This window comes from Streptomyces sp. NPDC014656 (genome assembly GCF_043084305.1).
Classification (GTDB): Bacteria; Actinomycetota; Actinomycetes; order Streptomycetales; family Streptomycetaceae; genus Streptomyces.
Genome location: NZ_JBIBZN010000014.1, coordinates 154904 through 169867, shown reverse-complemented (window position 1 = coordinate 169867; position 14964 = coordinate 154904). Strand labels below are relative to the sequence as shown.

Here is a 14964-nt window from a genome sequence, read left to right as displayed (position 1 = left end):
GCGCACCCCAGGATGTGGACCAGGGCATATGCATTCAAGCCGCCCCGGCGCCCGGTGGCCACAACATCGGCCCAATGCCACAGCGACGACATCCGGCGGCGGCGCCGGCCGGAAGAACGGGGACACACGGGGGATGGACGGCATGAGGCGCGCGGCGGGGGAACCGCCCGAGTACGAGGTGCTGTGGGGCGAGCACGTCGGAACCGGTCAACTCGCCGCCGCCGAGGAGGGGTACGCGGCCGCCGGCCCCGCCGCGCGCCTGCTGTGGGAGCGGCTCTCGGTCTTCGAGGGCGCCTTCGACCTGCGGGCGGTGGAGGAGGTCTGCGGGTACGGCGCGCTGGCCGCCACCGACGTCGGGGCCGTCCTGGAGCGGCTGGCGCCGCTGGCTCTGCTGCCGGTGGACGACCTGTTCGACGGGGAGGACGGCGGGCCGCGCCACTGGATGCCGCACGCGATGCGCGCCGTGGGCGCCCGGCGGCTCACCGCCCGGGGCGACCGCTGGATCGTCGTCCTGCACCACCGGAGGTGGTGCGTGAAGGTCGCCCGGCGGGCCGCCGAGTGGTGGCAGCGGGGCCGTCAGCTGGACGCCCGCGACCTGGCCCTGCGCGAACTGCCCGACCTGGCCGCCGCCATGGACCCGACGACGGCGCCGCTCGCCCCCGGGGACGAGGCCGGGACGGCCCTGGAGATCGCGGTCTCGCTGTGGTTCCTGTGGGTGGCCTGCGGGCGGACCGCCGAGGGGCGGACCCGGCTGCGGCACGCGCTGTCGCTGCATCAGGGCCCGCCGCCCGCACGCGCGTTGTGGCTGGCCGCCTTCCTGGAGCTGGAGTCGGGCCGCCCCGAGGACGCCGACCCGCTTCTCGTCCAGGCGTGGGCGAGCGCGGTGCGGGACGGGGACGAGCGGTGCCTGGGGCTCCTGGCCCATCTGCGCGGCGCCATCGCCCTCTACCAGGGCCGCCCCCGGGCGGCTGCGGGCGAGTTCCGGGAGGCGCTGGACCAGATCGGTGACGCACCCGACTTCGGCCCGACCCGGGAGGCATGCTGGGCGTCGCTGGCGCTCTGCTACAGCCGCACCGACCCGGAGGCCGCGCAGGAGGCGCTGGACCAGCTGGAGCTGGACGGGGCGGGGCGGCGGACCTGGGTGGGGCGCGACCTGTTCGCCGACGCGTGGGCCGACCACGCCCGGGCCGAACTCCTCGCCTGGGACGGGGAGCGGGCCAGGGCCGCCGAGCACGCCCGCCGGGCGCTCCGCGAGCACCTGCGGCTCGGCTGCGCCACCGGCGCCTCCTGCGCGGCCGAACTCCTCGCCCAGATGCGGCTGCTCGACGGCCGCCCCGACCGGGCTGCCCATCTCCTGGGCGCCGTCGACCTGTTGCGCACCTCCCTCTTCGACACCTCCTACCGGCCGGCGCGCTACTGCACGGTGGCGCGGGCCCGCAGCGACGAGGCGCTCCGGGCGCTCCTCGACGACCCGGAGCTGCGGGAGGCGTACGAAGAGGGCGCGCGGAAGGGCCTGTTCGAGCTCTCCCGGGAGCGGTGAGGGAGCGGGCGGGGTGGGGCCATCCGTCCGGGGCGGGGCCGCGCCACCCGCCCGGGGTGGGGGTCCGCGCCACCCGTCCGGGGTGGGGACGGGCGGCCCGCCGGAGAGTTGTCCACAGTTTCGTCCGCCGTCCGTCCGGCCGCGGGGCGCGCTGCCTACGATGACGGCATGATCGCTTTCGCGGTGTCCGCCCTGTTCCTCCTCTGCTTCGGGGCCGGTGTGCTGCGCGACCGCCGCCGCTTCGGGAACGCGGTGTACCTCGGTCTCGCCGTCACCTTCCTCGGCCTCGGCCTGCTCTCGGCCGTCGACGAACTGCCGCACGGCCTGACGGAGACGGTCCTGGTGCTGCTCCTGCTGGTCCTCGGCCTGGGCCCGGTGGTCCTCGCGGGCCTGCTCTGCGCCAACGGCGTCAAGATGGTCCGCAAGGAGGGCAGACGCCCGGCCAACCTGCTCTCGCTCCTCGCCGGCCTCGGCATCCTCGGCGTGCTCGGGCTGACGGCGGTCGCGGTCCTCACCCGCTCCCGGGTCCTCGGCGTCGTCTCCGTCACCCTGCTCCTCGTCCTCGGCTACGTCTCCTTCCTCTTCCTGTGCTTCGTGGGGTACGCCTTCCTGTACGGCCGCATGAGACTGCGCCGGGACGCCGGCTTCGTGGTGGTCCTCGGCTCCGGGCTGATCGGAGGCCGCCGGGTGCCGCCGCTCCTCGCGAGCCGGCTCGACCGGGGCCGGGAGGTGTACGAGCTGCTGGCCGCGCGCGGCCAGGACGGGCCGCCGTTCCTCGTCGTCTCCGGCGGCCGGGGGCCGGACGAGGAGCTGCCGGAGTCCCACGCCATGGCCGCCTATCTGGTGGAGCGGGGCTTTCCCGAGGACCGGATCCTCCGCGAGGACCGCTCCCGCAGCACCGAGGAGAACCTGCTGTTCAGCAAGGAGCTGATGGACGCGGAGCGGCCGGGCGCGGGCTGCGTCGTCGTCACCAACAACTTCCACGCCTTCCGGGCCGCGCTGATGGCCCGGAAGGCGGGGGTGGACGGCCAGGTGGTGGGTTCGCCGACCGCCGCGTACTTCTGGCCGAGCGCCACCATCCGCGAGTTCGCCGCCGTCTTCCTGGAGTACCGGGCGGTCAACGTGACGGTCTGCGCGGTGCTGCTGGCCATCGGCTGCCTGGGGCTCGCGGTCACGGCGTGACGACCGGGAAGCCAGGGACGGGGAGAAAGGGGAGAAAGGGGAGGGGAGGGGAGGGGAGGGGAGGGGCGTACGGAGGAGGCGGGCCGCGCCGCGGCGCCGGACGGGCGGGTCCGGCCGCTGGTCCCTACGCTGGAGGGACGGAGGTGACCCCCATGAGGCGACGCCACCACTTCCACATCGACTACCGGGGCCATTCGGTCTCGGCGACGGTGGAGACCGGCCTGCGGCCGATGGTCGAGGTCCTCGTCGACGGCAAGGAGACCGGACACGTGACGATCCGGGACGACCGCCCGGTGGCCGTCCCGATCGAGCTGCCGACCGATCCGCCGACGCCGGCGACCGTGCGCGCCACCCCGGGGCCCGGGGTGCCCCGCTGCCTCCTGCTCGCCGAGGGCGACGCGGATCCGCACGTCATGGCGCCGCGGCTGTACTGAGGCCGCCCCTGCCCAGCGCCCCGCCCGGGCCCAGCCCGGTCCGGCCCAGCCCGCCCCGGCCCAGCGGCCCGGCCCGCCCCAGCCCGGCCCGGCCCGGTCAGGAGAGCCAGGCCATGCCGATGAAGAGGAAGACGACGAAGGCGACGATCCCGGCGACGGCGGCCGTCTTGCGCGGCCGCCGCCGGGACAGCTCGGCGAGCGCGCCGCCGGTGGAGCCGGAGTTCCCGGCCCGCTCGGGCGCCCGCCGCCGGGACCCGGTGGCCGCCGGGGCGGACGCGGCCGTCGGCCCGGACGCCGGGCCGGGGGTGCGCGGGGCGGGCATGGCGGCCAGCGGGGGCGCGGTGTGCGCGGGCGCGGGCGACGAGTGGGGCGCGTGCGGGGCGCGGGGGGCGGCCTGGGCGGGCGGGGCGTGGACGACCCCGGGCATGGCGCCGGCCGTGGCGGGCCGGGGTGCGTACTCCCGCCAGGCGCCGGAGCCGAACCAGTCGGCGATGGCCTGCGCCGGCGGGCGCTGCTCGGGCTGCTTGGCCAGCAGGCTCAGCAGGTACGCCTCGAAGGCGGGTGTGAGGACCACCCCGAGCCGGCTCGGCGGGGTCGGGGCGCTGTCGATGTGCTGGTACAGCAGGGCGGTCGCGGTGTCGGCGCGGAACGGCGGGTGGCCGGTGAGCAGCTGGTAGAGCACGCAGCCCAGCGAGTAGACGTCCGAGGCGGGGGAGGCGGGCTTGCCGAGGGCCCGCTCCGGGGCCAGGTACAGGCCGGTGCCGACGATCTGCCCGGTCGTGGTCAGTCCGGCCGAGGGGTCGTCGACGAAGCGGGCGATGCCGAAGTCGGCCAGCTTGACCGTGCCCTCGGCGTCCATCAGCAGGTTGCCGGGCTTGATGTCGCGGTGGACCACGCCCTGCCGGTGGGCGGCGGCGAGGCCGGCGGCGGCGTGCGCGGCGACCACGGCGACCCGCTCGGCGGGCAGGACCAGCGGGTTGGCGGGGGAGGAGCCGAGGCTGTCGCCCTCGACCAGCTCCATCACCAGGAAGAGCTTCCCGTCCCAGGTGCCGAAGTCGAAGACGCCGACGACGTGCGGGTGGCTGAGCCGGGCGGCGGTCTGCGCCTCCAGACGGAAGCGGTCGGCGCCCGACGGGTCGGTGGACTGCGCCAGCATCAGCTTCACGGCGACGGGGCGGCCGAGTACCTCGTCGGTGGCCTGCCACACCTCGCCCATGCCGCCACGGCCGATACACCCGTGAAGCCGATATCGGTCCGCGACCAGCACCAGGAGACGCCCTTTCGACAATCGATCACTTGACGGCAGAGGACCAGGGTAGAGCCGCCGCTTGTGCGTGCTCGCCGCGCTCCCCCCGAAGCGGAGGCCCGGGCGCGGGCCCGGACGGAAGCCGAAGCGGAACCGGGGGAGAACCGCCGCCGTACGCACGGACGTCCGGGAGGGCCCCCGGGGTTCCGCCCGGCGGCGGGTTCCGCGCGCCGGACGGCCCCGTTTCCCCCGGTCGCGGCCCCCCGGGTTCCTTCCGGGTTCCGCCGGGGTTCCCGGAGGGTGAACAATGGGTGCCGTGGGGCCGGTGGCTGCCGGCCCGTACGCGAGACCCGACCCCGATCTGGAACGGAGTGGACCGTGGCGCGACCGCGAGTGGGCGTGGCGGTACTGACGATGGGCACCCGCCCCGCCGAGCTGGGCGCGCTGCTCGACTCGGTGGCGATGCAGGACGAGCCCGCCGCCCGGATCGTCGTGGTCGGCAACGGCACGGGTTCGCTGCCCGCGCTCCCCGACGGCGTCACCGGAGTGGAGCTGACCGAGAACCGCGGGGTCACCGGCGGGCGGAACGTGGCGATCGACACCCTCCGCTCCTTCGGCGACGTGGACGTCCTGGTCGACCTCGACGACGACGGCCTGCTGGTCGACACGGACGTCTTCCGCCGCCTGGTGGACCTGTACGAGACCGAGCCGGAGCTCGGCGTCGTCTCCTTCCGGATCGCCGACGAGACGGGCGAGACCCAGCGCCGGCACATCCCCCGGCTGGGCGCGAAGGACCCGATGCGCGGCGGCGAGGTCACCACCTTCCTCGGCGGCGGCCACGGCCTGTCGATGCCGATGCTCGACCGGATCGGCGGCTGGCCGGAGGACTTCTTCTTCGCGCACGAGGAGACCGACCTGGCCTGGCGCGCCCTCGACGCGGGCTGGCGGATCCGGTACGCGCCCGAGCTGCTGCTCCAGCACCCGAAGACCAGCCCGGCCCGGCACGACGTCTACTACCGGATGACCGCCCGCAACCGCGTGTGGCTGGCGAAGCGGAACCTCCCGGCCCCGCTGGTCCCGCTCTACCTGGTGGTCTGGGTCCTCCTGACGGTCGCCCGCACCCGCTCGGTCCGCGGCCTGCGCTCCTGGTTCGCCGGTTTCGCGGAGGGCCTGAAGGCCCCGGCGGGTCCGCGCCGTCCGATGCGCTGGTCGACGGTGCTCCGCATGACGAAGCTGGGCCGCCCGCCGATCATCTGACACCGGCCGGTCATCTGGCCCCGGCCGATCATCTGGAACCGGCCGGTCCCCTGCCACCGTCCAGAGACCCGTCACCCTCCAGACGCCCACCACCGGCCGCCAGCTGACACCCCGTCATCCGGCCTCCGGCGTCAGGAACTTCTCCACCGCGTCCGCCCAGCCCTCCGGGTCCTCCCAGAACGGCAGGTGTCCGGTGGCGAGTTCGGCGGTCCCGGCTCCCGGGACCGCGGCGGCGAACTCCCGCTGGCGGGCGGGGGAGACGAGCGGGTCCTCGGCGGTGACGACGACGAGCACCGGCACCGCGAGCCGCCCCAGGTCCTCCCGTACGTCGATCCGCCCGGCCAGCTCCAGGTGGGCCGGGGTGCCGGCGGGCGGGGCGGGCGCGAACCCCAGCATGGCCCGCAGCCGGTCGGGGTCGGTCGCGTCCAGGAAGGTGCCGCCGAGCCCGTTCAGCGCCAGGTGCTCGGAGAGCAGCCGGTGCCGTCCGGTCCCGTGCAGCCCCCGCCACAGGGAGAGGGCCAGCCGCATCCGGTGGTCGGGGTACGCGAACGGCGCGGTCAGCACCAGGGCGGTGACCCGCTCCGGGTGCCGCACCGCGAGCCGTACGGCCAGCGGGGCGCCGAGCGAGTAGCCGCAGACGGCGAAGGTCCCGGCCCCGGCGGCGTCCGCGGCGGCCACGAAGCCGTCCACGACCTCGTCCGCCCCGATCCCGGTCCGGTCGGGCAACTGCCCCCGGACGTACCGGAACCGGTCCCCCAGGCGCCTCGTGAGCCCCCCGAAGTGCCCCTCGACGCTCCCCCCGGCCCCGTGCACCAGCAACAGCCCCGTCACGACAACCCCTCACCCGTACGCACGACTTGGCCCCGCCCCTGCCTATCACGGCGGGAGCGGGGCCGCGTCGTACGGGTCAGTCGGTGATCTCCACCTTCCCGTTCACCGGCGAGGACACGGACGGGGACACCGACGGGGACACCGACGGGTCGGCCGGGGCGGCGGGGGCGGCCTTGGCCGCGAACCCCTGGAGGAGGGAGGCCAGGTCGACTCCCGTGGTGGAGGAGAGGAGTTCGACGCCCTGGGCGACGTTGTCCGTCACGGTGCGGGTCAGCCGGCTCGCGCCGTCCGTGGAGATGACGGTCATCTTGTCGACGGCGGCCAGCGGCTCCGCGGCCTTGGCGACGACCTGCGGCAGGACCTCCACCAGCATCTGGAGCACGGCCGCGTCGCCGTACCGCTCGAACGCGTCGGCCCGCTTGTGCATGGCCTCCGCCTCGGCGGCGCCCTTCGCCGCGATGGCGCCGGCCTCCGCGTCGCCCTCCAGCCGGACGGCCTCCGCGATGGCCGCGCGGCGGGCCCGCTCGGCCTCGCCGCGCTTGGCGCCCTCGATGGCCTCGGCCTCCGCGAGGGCCTGGCGGCGCTGCTTCTCGCCCTCACCCGTGAGCCGGGCCCGCTCGGCCTCGGCCTCGGCGGCCGCGATGGACGCCGTCCGCTCGCCCTCGGCCTGCTTCACCCGGGCGGTGCGCTGGGCCTCCGCCTGCTGCTCGGCCTCGTACCGCTTGGCGTCGGCGGGCTTGCGGACCTGGGTGTCGAGCTGGCGGTCGGTGAGCGCGGCCTGCCGGGCGGCGACCTTCTCCTGCTCGGCGAGGATGTCCTGCTGGCGGGCGGCCTCGGCGAGCGGGCCCGCCGCGTTGGCCTGGGCGGCGGCCTCGTCGGTCTGCGCCTTGATCTCGGCCTGCTTCAGGTACAGCGTCCGCTGGGCGACCGCGATCTCCTCCTCGGCCTTCAGCCGGGCCTGCTCGGCCGCGCGCCGGGCCTCGGCCTCGGCGATGTCGGCCTCCTGCTTGGCGCGGGCGGCCTCGGGCCGGCCCAGGTCCTCCAGGTAGGAGCCCTCGGTGGTGATGTCCTGGATCTGGAAGGCGTCGAGGACCAGGCCCTGCCCGGAGAGGCTCGCCTCGGCCTCCTCGGCGACCTGCCCGGCGAAGGCGGCCCGGTCGCGGATGATGTCCTCGACGGACATCCGGCCGACGATGGACCGCAGCGCGCCGGACAGCACCTCCTGGGTGAAGCCGACGATGCCGTCCTGCTGCATCAGGAAGCGCTGGGCGGCGGCGCGGATGGAGTCCTCGGTGCCGCCGACCTTGACGATCGCGACGCCCTCCAGGTTGGCCTTCACGCCGCGCAGGGTGACGGCGCCGCGGACCGCGATCGGGATGTGCCGGCTGGAGAGGTCGAGGGTGAACTTCTGCTGCACGAACGGCACGACGAAGACGCCGCCGCCGACGACGACCTTCTGGCCGCTGTTGTCGGTGTAGACGCGGCCGGTCGCCGGATCGGTGGCCTTCTGGCCGCGCCGGCCGGTGATGATGAACGCCTCGCTCGGTCCCGCGACCTTGTAGCGGGTGACGACGGCGAGGGCGAGCAGGACGACGAGGACGACGATGCCCACCACAGCGGTGAGGACAGGGCTCATGACGAAACCCCCTTCGGTCGGTTTCAGCGAAAGGAACGGCGGCCGGCTGTCGACAGCCGGCGGGTGACGGGTACCGGGTACCGGGTACCGGGTACCGGGTCGACGGTCAGCGGTCGACGGGGCGCACGAGGACGGAGGTCGGTGAGAGCACCGACTCGACCCACACCTCGGTGCCGCGCGGGACGGCCCGGTCCGCCCGGGCCGCGTACTTCACGGGCTGGCCGGCCAGGTACAGCAGCACCTCGCCGTAGCCGTCCGCCGGTACGGCGGTGACCACCGATCCGGAGCTGCCGGCCAGGTCCTCGCCGCGCGGTGCGGGCGCGCTCGTGTCGTGCAGCAGGACCCGGCCGAACCGCCAGGTCACCCACCCGACGCCGATCCCCGCGACCGCGCCCGCACCGGTGGCGACCCCCGCCCCCGTGCCGGTCGTGCCGAGCACGAGCGCCCCCGTGAAGCCGAGTGCCGAGAGGAACCCGGCTATCACCGGCAGCGACAGGACCCCGTCCAGCCCCCCCAAGCCGTCGAGGAGTCCCTCCAGGACCCCGTCGAAGGCCAGGCTCAGGACGAGTAGCAGCAGACCGCCGATGCCGAGACCAAGAAACCAGACCATGTCCCCGCTCCTTCGGCCGCCGTGCCCTGTCCGCCGTCCAGAGGATCGTTTCATCGCGAGCGCGTCGCCCGCATTGCCGGTGACCGGCAATCTTTATGCGTTCTTGATGCCGTGTCCGTCGCCCGGGACGGGACTGCTCACAGCTCCTCGTCCGGCCAGCCGAGCAGCCGCGCCCCGATCGCGGCGGTCTGGAGGGTGTACCGCTGGGTCGGGTCGCCGGGGTCCGAGCCGGTGAGCCGGTGGATCCGGTCGAGCCGGTACGCGACGGCCCGCACGCTCAGCGCGAGCCGGCGGGCGGCCTCGGTGGTGACGCAGCCCGCGTCGAAGTAGGCGTGCAGGGTGTCGAGCAGGGGGCGGGCGCCGCCCCGGGCGTCGGCGAGCGGCCCCAGCACGGTCCCGACGAGGTCGGCCATGGCCTGCCGGTCCCGCCCGAGAACCGGGTAGACCAGCAGGTCGGCGGCGTACAGCACCGGCCCGTCGAGCCCGATGCGGCCGGCCAGGTCGAGCGCGCCGAGCGCCTCCTCGTACGAGTGGACGACCCCGCCGGCGCCCGGGTGCGCGCGCCCGATCGCGACGAGGCTGCCGTCGGCGGCGGCGTACGTCTGCTTGGCGAAGTGGGCGAGGACCTCGGGCTCGTCGGCCGGGGCGACGCAGATCAGCCGTCCGTCCTTGGTGGTGAGCAGGATCCGCCGGGTGCCGAAGCGGGCGAGCAGCGAGGACTCCACGCTCCGCGAGACCGGCGCCCCGTCCTCGAAGGGCTCGGGCGCCTGCGCCACGGCCACCGCGTGCGCGTGCGACAGCAGCAGCCCGAACCGCTCGGCCCGCTCCGCGAGGCGCCCCAGGTCGCTGCGCCCGTACAGCAGGTCGTCCACGAACTCCCGCCGCGCGGCCTCCTCCTGCCGCACCGCCAGCTTCTGCGCCCGCTCGTGCCCCTCGGCGAAGGCGTCGACGGCCTGCTCGACCGCGCCGAGCAGCAGATCGGGATCGGTCCCCCGGGGCAGCCCGCCCCGCACGGCCCGGGCGGCGGCCAGGTGGGCCCGCACCAGCGCCCGCAGCCCGATCCCCGCCTCGGCCGCCCGCTCCCCGCGCGCCCGCAGCCCCTCCAGCTCCTCGCGGCCCAGCCGCCGGCCGGTGGCACACACCCCGGCCAGGATCCCGGCGTACCCGTCGAGGTACGCCTCGTACTGTTCGGTCATGGTCGGCTCCGCCCCCGGCCTCCGGAAACGACTCAGGGCCCGACCCGCTTGCGCGGATCAGGCCCTGAACCTCTGGCTGTCGGGGTGGCGGGATTTGAACCCACGACCTCTTCGTCCCGAACGAAGCGCGCTGCCAAGCTGCGCTACACCCCGATGTCGCTGTTCTGTTCTTCACGTCGCGGCGACATCGATTACTTTAGCCCACCGGCGCCCAGAGACGAAATCCGGTTACGGCGCCCCGCCGGCGCCGGTCGGAAGCGGTCCGCCGCGACGAGGAGCAGGCCGAGGGCGCAGAAGGCGAGACCGAGGACGAGGGCGTTGAGCAGGACGTCGGCGTAGCCGTGGGCGGTGACGTCGACGAAGGGGTACGGGTAGCGGGCCCGGGCGCCGTCGGGGAGCAGCGCGCCGCGGACGAGGGCGAAGACCAGGTAGGAGCCGGGCGCGGCGAGCCACAGCACGGCGTGGCGGGGGCGGAGCGCGCCGGGCGGGGTGAGGAGCAGCCGGTCGAGGGCGACGCCGAGCGGGGTCACGGTGTGCAGGAGCTGGTTGGCGACGGCGCGGGCGCCGGTGAGGCGGGCGATGCCGGCGGCCTGGTTGAAGGGGCTCGACGGGTTGTCGAGCACCAGGTGGAAGACGAGCCCCACGATCGAGACGCAGAGCAGCGTCCCGCCGGTCCACACGGCCGGCGGTGGCGGGCGGCCGGTCCAGGCGCGGGCGGCGCCCAGGCCGAGGACGACGGCGACGGCGGTGTTGGACCAGATCGTGAAGAAGCTGAAGACGACCAGGGGGTTCCCGTGGGCGCACTCGATCGCGACGCCCGCCGCCGCTGCCAGGGCGATCAGACCGCGGACGGCGGCGGTGAAACGGTTCGGCATGGCGCTCACGGTACGAGGGCGGGCGCGTCCCCGCCCGGGGTTCAGGCGCGTGCCGTCAGGGTGAGCAGCGTCGCCTCGGGCGGGCAGGCGAAGCGGACCGGGGTGAAGCGGTTGGTGCCGCAGCCCGCGGAGACGTGCAGGTAGGAGGTGTGCCCGCCGGCGGTGTGGGTGGAGAGGCCCTTCACCCGGTCGGTGTCGAGGTCGCAGTTGGTGACGAGGGCGCCGTAGAAGGGGACGCACAGCTGCCCGCCGTGGGTGTGCCCGGCGAGGACCAGCTCGTAGCCGTCGGCGGTGAAGGCGTCGAGGGCGCGCAGGTACGGCGCGTGGACGATGCCCATCGAGAAGTCCGCCGAGGCGTCGGGGCCGCCCGCCACCCGCTCGTACCGGTCCCGCTTGATGTGCGGGTCGTCGAGGCCGGTGAAGGCCAGGTCGGCCTGGGGCAGCTTGAGCGCCCCGCGGGTGTTGGTGAGGTCCACCCAGCCGGCCGCGTCGAAGGCGTCCTTGATCCCCTCCCAGGGGTTGTGGACGGCGCCGACGACCGGCTTGTTGCCGTTCAGCCCGTGCCGGCCCTGGACCTTCTCCAGCAGGTAGCGCGCCGGGTTGCGGAAGCGGGGGCCGTAGTAGTCGTTGGAGCCGAAGACGTAGACACCGGGGAACTCCATCAGCGGGCCCAGCGCGTCCAGCAGCTCCGGCACGGCGTCGGTGTCGGAGAGGTTGTCGCCGGTGTTCACGACGAAGTCGGGGCGGAGACCGGCGAGCTTCTGCAGCCAGGCGCGCTTCTTGTCCTGGCCGCACACCATGTGGACGTCCGAGACCTGGAGGACCCGCAGGTCGTCCATGCCCGGTGGCAGGACGGGGACGGTGATCCGGCGGAGCCGGAAGGAGCGGGCTTCGAACCCCGCCGCGTAGACGAGTCCGGCCGCGGCCGTGGCCGCGACGCCTGCCGTGATCTTCAGGGGGATCCCGTACCGTGCGCGCATCCCCCCATCGTTCCAGACCCGCGGCGTGGAAATGGACGGGCGGGGTGCCGTGGGCACCTGCGACACTTGCTGCCATGACCACGCTCAAGGCACGACTGAAGGACGACCTCAACGCCGCGATCAAGGACCGCGACGAGCTGCGCTCGTCGACCCTGCGGCTGACCATCGCCGCGATCACCAAGGAGGAGGTCGCGGGCAAGACCAAGCGCGAGCTCTCCGAGGACGAGGTGCAGAAGGTGATCGCCAAGGAGGCGAAGAAGCGGCGCGAGGCCGCGGACGCCTTCGAGCAGGGCGGTCGCGCGGAGTCCGCCGAGCGCGAGCGGGCGGAGGGCGTCCTGCTCGACGCGTACCTGCCGAAGCAGCTATCCGACGAGGAGCTGGACGGCATCGTCGCCGCCGCCGTCGAGGAGGCGAGGGCCGCCGGCGCCGAGGGGCCGCGCGCCATGGGCGCCGTCATGAAGATCGTGAACCCGAAGGTGGCGGGCCAGGCCGAGGGCGGCCGCGTCGCCGCCTCGGTGAAGAAGCTCCTCGCGGGCTGAGGCCGCTTCCGGCCCACTGGTTCGGCTCCCGGCTCCCAGCCGCGGCCCACGGCTGCGGCTCCGGCCCACTGATCCGGGGCTGCGGCTCCCAGCCGCGGCCCCGGATCACGGCCCCGGATCACGGCCCCGGATCACGGCCCCGGATCACGAGAAGGGCGCCCCACCGGATCTCTCCGGTGGGGCGCCCTTCTCGTGTCCTAGCGGTTGCCGCGGCCGTGGCCGCCCCGGCCCGTGTCCCCGCCCGTCAGGTCGGGGAGCGTGATGTCGGGGAAGGGGACGACCGGCTTGTCGGCCGGCTTGTCGTCCTCCCGGTCGGCGGGCTTGTCGTCCTCCGGCTTCTTCTTCTCCTTCGGCTTCTCGGCCCGCGGGACCTTGATGTCCACGAAGGACGGGGCCTCGTCACCGAGCGCGCCGGTCATGGCGATCCGCCAGATCGGGCCCGGGAGGCAGCCGCCGCAGACCTTCTCGTAGTACTCGCCGCCGATGGTGAGGTCGAACATCTCGTCGCGCTTGCCGACGTCGTCACCGACCCAGACGGCGGTGGACAGGTCCGGGGTGTAGCCGACGAACCAGGCGTCCTTGCGGCCCTCGGTGGTACCGGTCTTGCCCGCGTTGTCCCGGTCGCTCAGGCCCGCCCGGGTACCGGTGCCGTCCTCGACGACGCCCTTCAGCATCTGGTTGATCGTGTCGGCGGTGCGGTCGGACATCGCCCGCGTGCACTTGGTCTGCGGCACGTTCAGCTTGTCGCCGTTGGCGGCCTTGATGGAGTCGATGACCACCGGGACGCAGTAGATGCCGCGGTTGGCGAAGGTCGCGTAGACGTTGGCCATGTCGAGCGGCGTGCTCTCCAGGGAGCCGAGGGTCGCGGACGGGCTCTGCTTGATCGGCTTGCCCAGCTCGCGCTCGTAACCGACCTTCTTCGCCATGGTCAGCGTCTCGCAGAGGCCGGCCATCTGCTCCAGCTTGGCGAAGTAGGTGTTGATCGACTTCCCGAGGGCGCTCGTCATGTCGTACGCCCCCTTCTCCGTCTTGAGCTCGTTCTGCACGGACCAGTCCGCGTAGCCGGACGGCTTGCCGTCGCAGCGCGTGTAGTCGCTCTCCTTCATCGTGATCTTCCACGGCGTGTCGAAGCTCTGGGCGGGGCTCAGCCCCTTCTCCAGGGCCGCGGCCGCGGTGATCGGCTTGAAGGTCGAGCCGACCGGGAAGCCGTACGTGGTGCCGCCCATCTTGCTGCCGACGGCGAGGTTGAGCGTGGTCTGGTGCTGCTTCTGGTCCAGGCCGTAGGGGCGGGACTGGCTCATCGACAGGATCTTGCCGGTGCCGGGCTGCACCTGCACGACGGCGGTCGCGACCCCGTCGTCCTTGTTCACCTTGGCCACCGCGGCCTCGTTCGCCGCCGCCTGCGCCTTCGGGTCGAGCGTGGTCCGGACGGTCAGACCGCCCAGGTTCCACAGCTTCTGGCGGTCCTCCGCGGTCTTGCCGAAGACCGGGTCGCTGAGGATCGTCTTGCGGACGTAGTCGCAGAAGAAGCCGGCGCCGTCCACGGCGGTGATGCAGCCGTTCCTCGGCGTCTTCACCTTCAGCTTGATCGGCGCGGCCTTGGCCTTCTCGAACTCGGCCTGGCTGATGTCGCCGACGTCCGCCATCCGCTGGAGGACGATGTTGCGCCGCTTGGTCGCTTCCTGGAGGTCGTTGATGGGGTCGAAGCGGCTCGGCGACTGCACCAGGCCGGCCATCATCGCGGACTCGCCCAGGGTCAGCTTGGCCGCGGGCTTGGAGAAGTAGCGCTGCGAGGCGGCCTCGATGCCGTACGCCTGCTGCCCGAAGAACGTGATGTTGAGGTAGTTCTCCAGGATCTTCTTCTTGCCCAGCTCCTCCTCGACCTGGATCGCGTACTTCAGCTCGCGGACCTTGCGGCCGATCGTCTGCTGGGTGGCCTGCGCGACCTTCTCCGGGTCGTCACCGGCCTCCTCGACGAAGACGTTCTTCACGTACTGCTGGGTGAGCGTGGAGGCGCCTTCGGAGACCCCGCCCGACTGCGCGTTCTTGTTGATCGCGCGCAGCACGCCCTTGAGGTCGATCGCCCCGTGCTCGTAGAAGCGCGCGTCCTCGATCGCGACGATCGCCTTCTGCATGTAGGGGGAGATCTTCTCCAGCGGCACCACCTTGCGGTCCCGGGAGTAGACGGTGGCGATCAGCCCGCCCTTGGAGTCCAGGATCGTGGTGCGCTGACTGAGCGGCGGGGTCTTCAGGTTGGAGGGGATCTCGTCGAACCCCTCGACCGTCCCCTTCGCCGCCAGACCCAGTGCGCCGGCCGCGGGCAGGGCGATGCCCGCCAGCACGGCTCCGGAGAGCACACTGACACCGAGGAACTTGGCGGCCTGCTGGGTCCCGGTCAGACCACCGCCCGAGCGCTTCTTTGCCATGGGGGCAGCCTACGTTCTCAATCGCCGGACACACGTATATGCCTTGGCCTAAGCTGCTCCCAACTGTCACAGGAGTGCGGTCCGGCATCAACCCCCGTGCGTGACATTCGCCTGATTTCCGGCACGAGTTCCCGCGTCCCCGAATGCGCGGGAATCGTCTGTCCGATTCCGGCGCGTGTGTCGGGAAGTGCCCTATAACACACGCATGTCCT

General features: G+C 73.7%; 13 protein-coding genes and 1 tRNA gene. 5 read left to right on the top strand and 9 right to left on the bottom strand.

The window, feature by feature from the left end; all coding sequences use genetic code 11:
- Positions 1-133 precede the first annotated feature (133 nt).
- The 3 genes from ACF1ED_RS28310 (at position 134) to ACF1ED_RS28300 (ending at position 3156) form a co-directional block, all read left to right on the top strand.
- Entirely contained in the window at positions 134-1540 is a 1407-nt protein-coding gene (locus ACF1ED_RS28310; RefSeq protein WP_391765149.1) for a tetratricopeptide repeat protein, read from the top strand.
- Between the two features lie 168 nt (positions 1541-1708).
- Complete coding sequence (locus ACF1ED_RS28305) at positions 1709-2722, top strand: YdcF family protein (protein WP_391765147.1); 1014 nt, start codon at positions 1709-1711, stop codon at positions 2720-2722.
- A gap of 152 nt (positions 2723-2874) precedes the next feature.
- Complete coding sequence (locus tag ACF1ED_RS28300; protein WP_391765145.1) at positions 2875-3156, top strand: hypothetical protein; 282 nt, start codon at positions 2875-2877, stop codon at positions 3154-3156.
- A 97-nt stretch (positions 3157-3253) separates the two neighbouring features.
- Here ACF1ED_RS28300 and ACF1ED_RS28295 read toward each other — a convergent pair whose 3' ends face one another.
- A complete protein-coding gene (locus ACF1ED_RS28295) occupies positions 3254-4423 on the bottom strand; it encodes a serine/threonine-protein kinase (protein WP_391765266.1) in 1170 nt (389 codons plus the stop codon).
- A 357-nt stretch (positions 4424-4780) separates the two neighbouring features.
- Between ACF1ED_RS28295 and ACF1ED_RS28290 the strand changes: the two genes are divergently transcribed.
- Positions 4781-5659 carry a glycosyltransferase family 2 protein gene (locus ACF1ED_RS28290; RefSeq protein ID WP_391765143.1) on the top strand — a complete coding sequence of 293 codons (879 nt, stop codon included), beginning with the start codon at positions 4781-4783 and terminating at the stop codon, positions 5657-5659.
- 114 nt (positions 5660-5773) lie between these two features.
- Here ACF1ED_RS28290 and ACF1ED_RS28285 read toward each other — a convergent pair whose 3' ends face one another.
- The 7 genes from ACF1ED_RS28285 to ACF1ED_RS28255 all read right to left on the bottom strand — a co-directional run bounded on the left by ACF1ED_RS28285 (position 5774) and on the right by ACF1ED_RS28255 (position 11787).
- On the bottom strand, positions 5774-6490 hold the full coding sequence (locus ACF1ED_RS28285) for an alpha/beta fold hydrolase (RefSeq protein WP_391765141.1): 717 nt from the start codon (positions 6488-6490) through the stop codon (positions 5774-5776).
- 76 nt (positions 6491-6566) lie between these two features.
- Positions 6567-8126: an SPFH domain-containing protein gene (locus tag ACF1ED_RS28280; protein ID WP_391765139.1), complete on the bottom strand. Its 1560-nt coding sequence runs from the start codon at positions 8124-8126 to the stop codon at positions 6567-6569.
- A gap of 106 nt (positions 8127-8232) precedes the next feature.
- Positions 8233-8736: a hypothetical protein gene (locus tag ACF1ED_RS28275; RefSeq protein WP_391765137.1), complete on the bottom strand. Its 504-nt coding sequence runs from the start codon at positions 8734-8736 to the stop codon at positions 8233-8235.
- Between the two features lie 137 nt (positions 8737-8873).
- The gene (locus ACF1ED_RS28270) at positions 8874-9932 is read right to left on the bottom strand and encodes a PucR family transcriptional regulator (protein WP_391765135.1); all 1059 of its coding nucleotides are present in this window, start codon (positions 9930-9932) and stop codon (positions 8874-8876) included.
- Between the two features lie 79 nt (positions 9933-10011).
- Positions 10012-10085 (bottom strand) — tRNA-Pro (locus ACF1ED_RS28265).
- Between the two features lie 38 nt (positions 10086-10123).
- On the bottom strand, positions 10124-10807 hold the full coding sequence (locus tag ACF1ED_RS28260; protein ID WP_391765133.1) for a Pr6Pr family membrane protein: 684 nt from the start codon (positions 10805-10807) through the stop codon (positions 10124-10126).
- Between the two features lie 41 nt (positions 10808-10848).
- A complete protein-coding gene (locus ACF1ED_RS28255) occupies positions 10849-11787 on the bottom strand; it encodes a metallophosphoesterase (RefSeq protein WP_391765131.1) in 939 nt (312 codons plus the stop codon).
- 74 nt (positions 11788-11861) lie between these two features.
- Here ACF1ED_RS28255 and ACF1ED_RS28250 point away from each other — a divergent pair, with 74 nt between their 5' ends.
- On the top strand, positions 11862-12326 hold the full coding sequence (locus tag ACF1ED_RS28250) for a GatB/YqeY domain-containing protein (RefSeq protein WP_391765129.1): 465 nt from the start codon (positions 11862-11864) through the stop codon (positions 12324-12326).
- Between the two features lie 197 nt (positions 12327-12523).
- Here the strand turns inward: ACF1ED_RS28250 and ACF1ED_RS28245 are convergent, their stop codons facing one another.
- Positions 12524-14752: a transglycosylase domain-containing protein gene (locus ACF1ED_RS28245; protein WP_391765127.1), complete on the bottom strand. Its 2229-nt coding sequence runs from the start codon at positions 14750-14752 to the stop codon at positions 12524-12526.
- Between the last annotated feature and the right edge of the window lie 212 nt (positions 14753-14964).

What these genes read in the sequence shown, in the direction of transcription:
- ACF1ED_RS28310 (WP_391765149.1), top strand. Translation starts at nt 134, where the DNA reads ATGGACGGCATGAGGCGCGCGGCGGGGGAACCGCCCGAGTACGAGGTG.
- ACF1ED_RS28305 (WP_391765147.1), top strand. Translation starts at nt 1,709, where the DNA reads ATGATCGCTTTCGCGGTGTCCGCCCTGTTCCTCCTCTGCTTCGGGGCC.
- ACF1ED_RS28300 (WP_391765145.1), top strand. Translation starts at nt 2,875, where the DNA reads ATGAGGCGACGCCACCACTTCCACATCGACTACCGGGGCCATTCGGTC.
- ACF1ED_RS28280 (WP_391765139.1), bottom strand. Translation starts at nt 8,126, where the DNA reads ATGAGCCCTGTCCTCACCGCTGTGGTGGGCATCGTCGTCCTCGTCGTC.
- ACF1ED_RS28275 (WP_391765137.1), bottom strand. Translation starts at nt 8,736, where the DNA reads ATGGTCTGGTTTCTTGGTCTCGGCATCGGCGGTCTGCTGCTACTCGTC.
- ACF1ED_RS28270 (WP_391765135.1), bottom strand. Translation starts at nt 9,932, where the DNA reads ATGACCGAACAGTACGAGGCGTACCTCGACGGGTACGCCGGGATCCTG.
- ACF1ED_RS28260 (WP_391765133.1), bottom strand. Translation starts at nt 10,807, where the DNA reads ATGCCGAACCGTTTCACCGCCGCCGTCCGCGGTCTGATCGCCCTGGCA.
- ACF1ED_RS28255 (WP_391765131.1), bottom strand. Translation starts at nt 11,787, where the DNA reads ATGCGCGCACGGTACGGGATCCCCCTGAAGATCACGGCAGGCGTCGCG.
- ACF1ED_RS28250 (WP_391765129.1), top strand. Translation starts at nt 11,862, where the DNA reads ATGACCACGCTCAAGGCACGACTGAAGGACGACCTCAACGCCGCGATC.
- ACF1ED_RS28245 (WP_391765127.1), bottom strand. Translation starts at nt 14,752, where the DNA reads ATGGCAAAGAAGCGCTCGGGCGGTGGTCTGACCGGGACCCAGCAGGCC.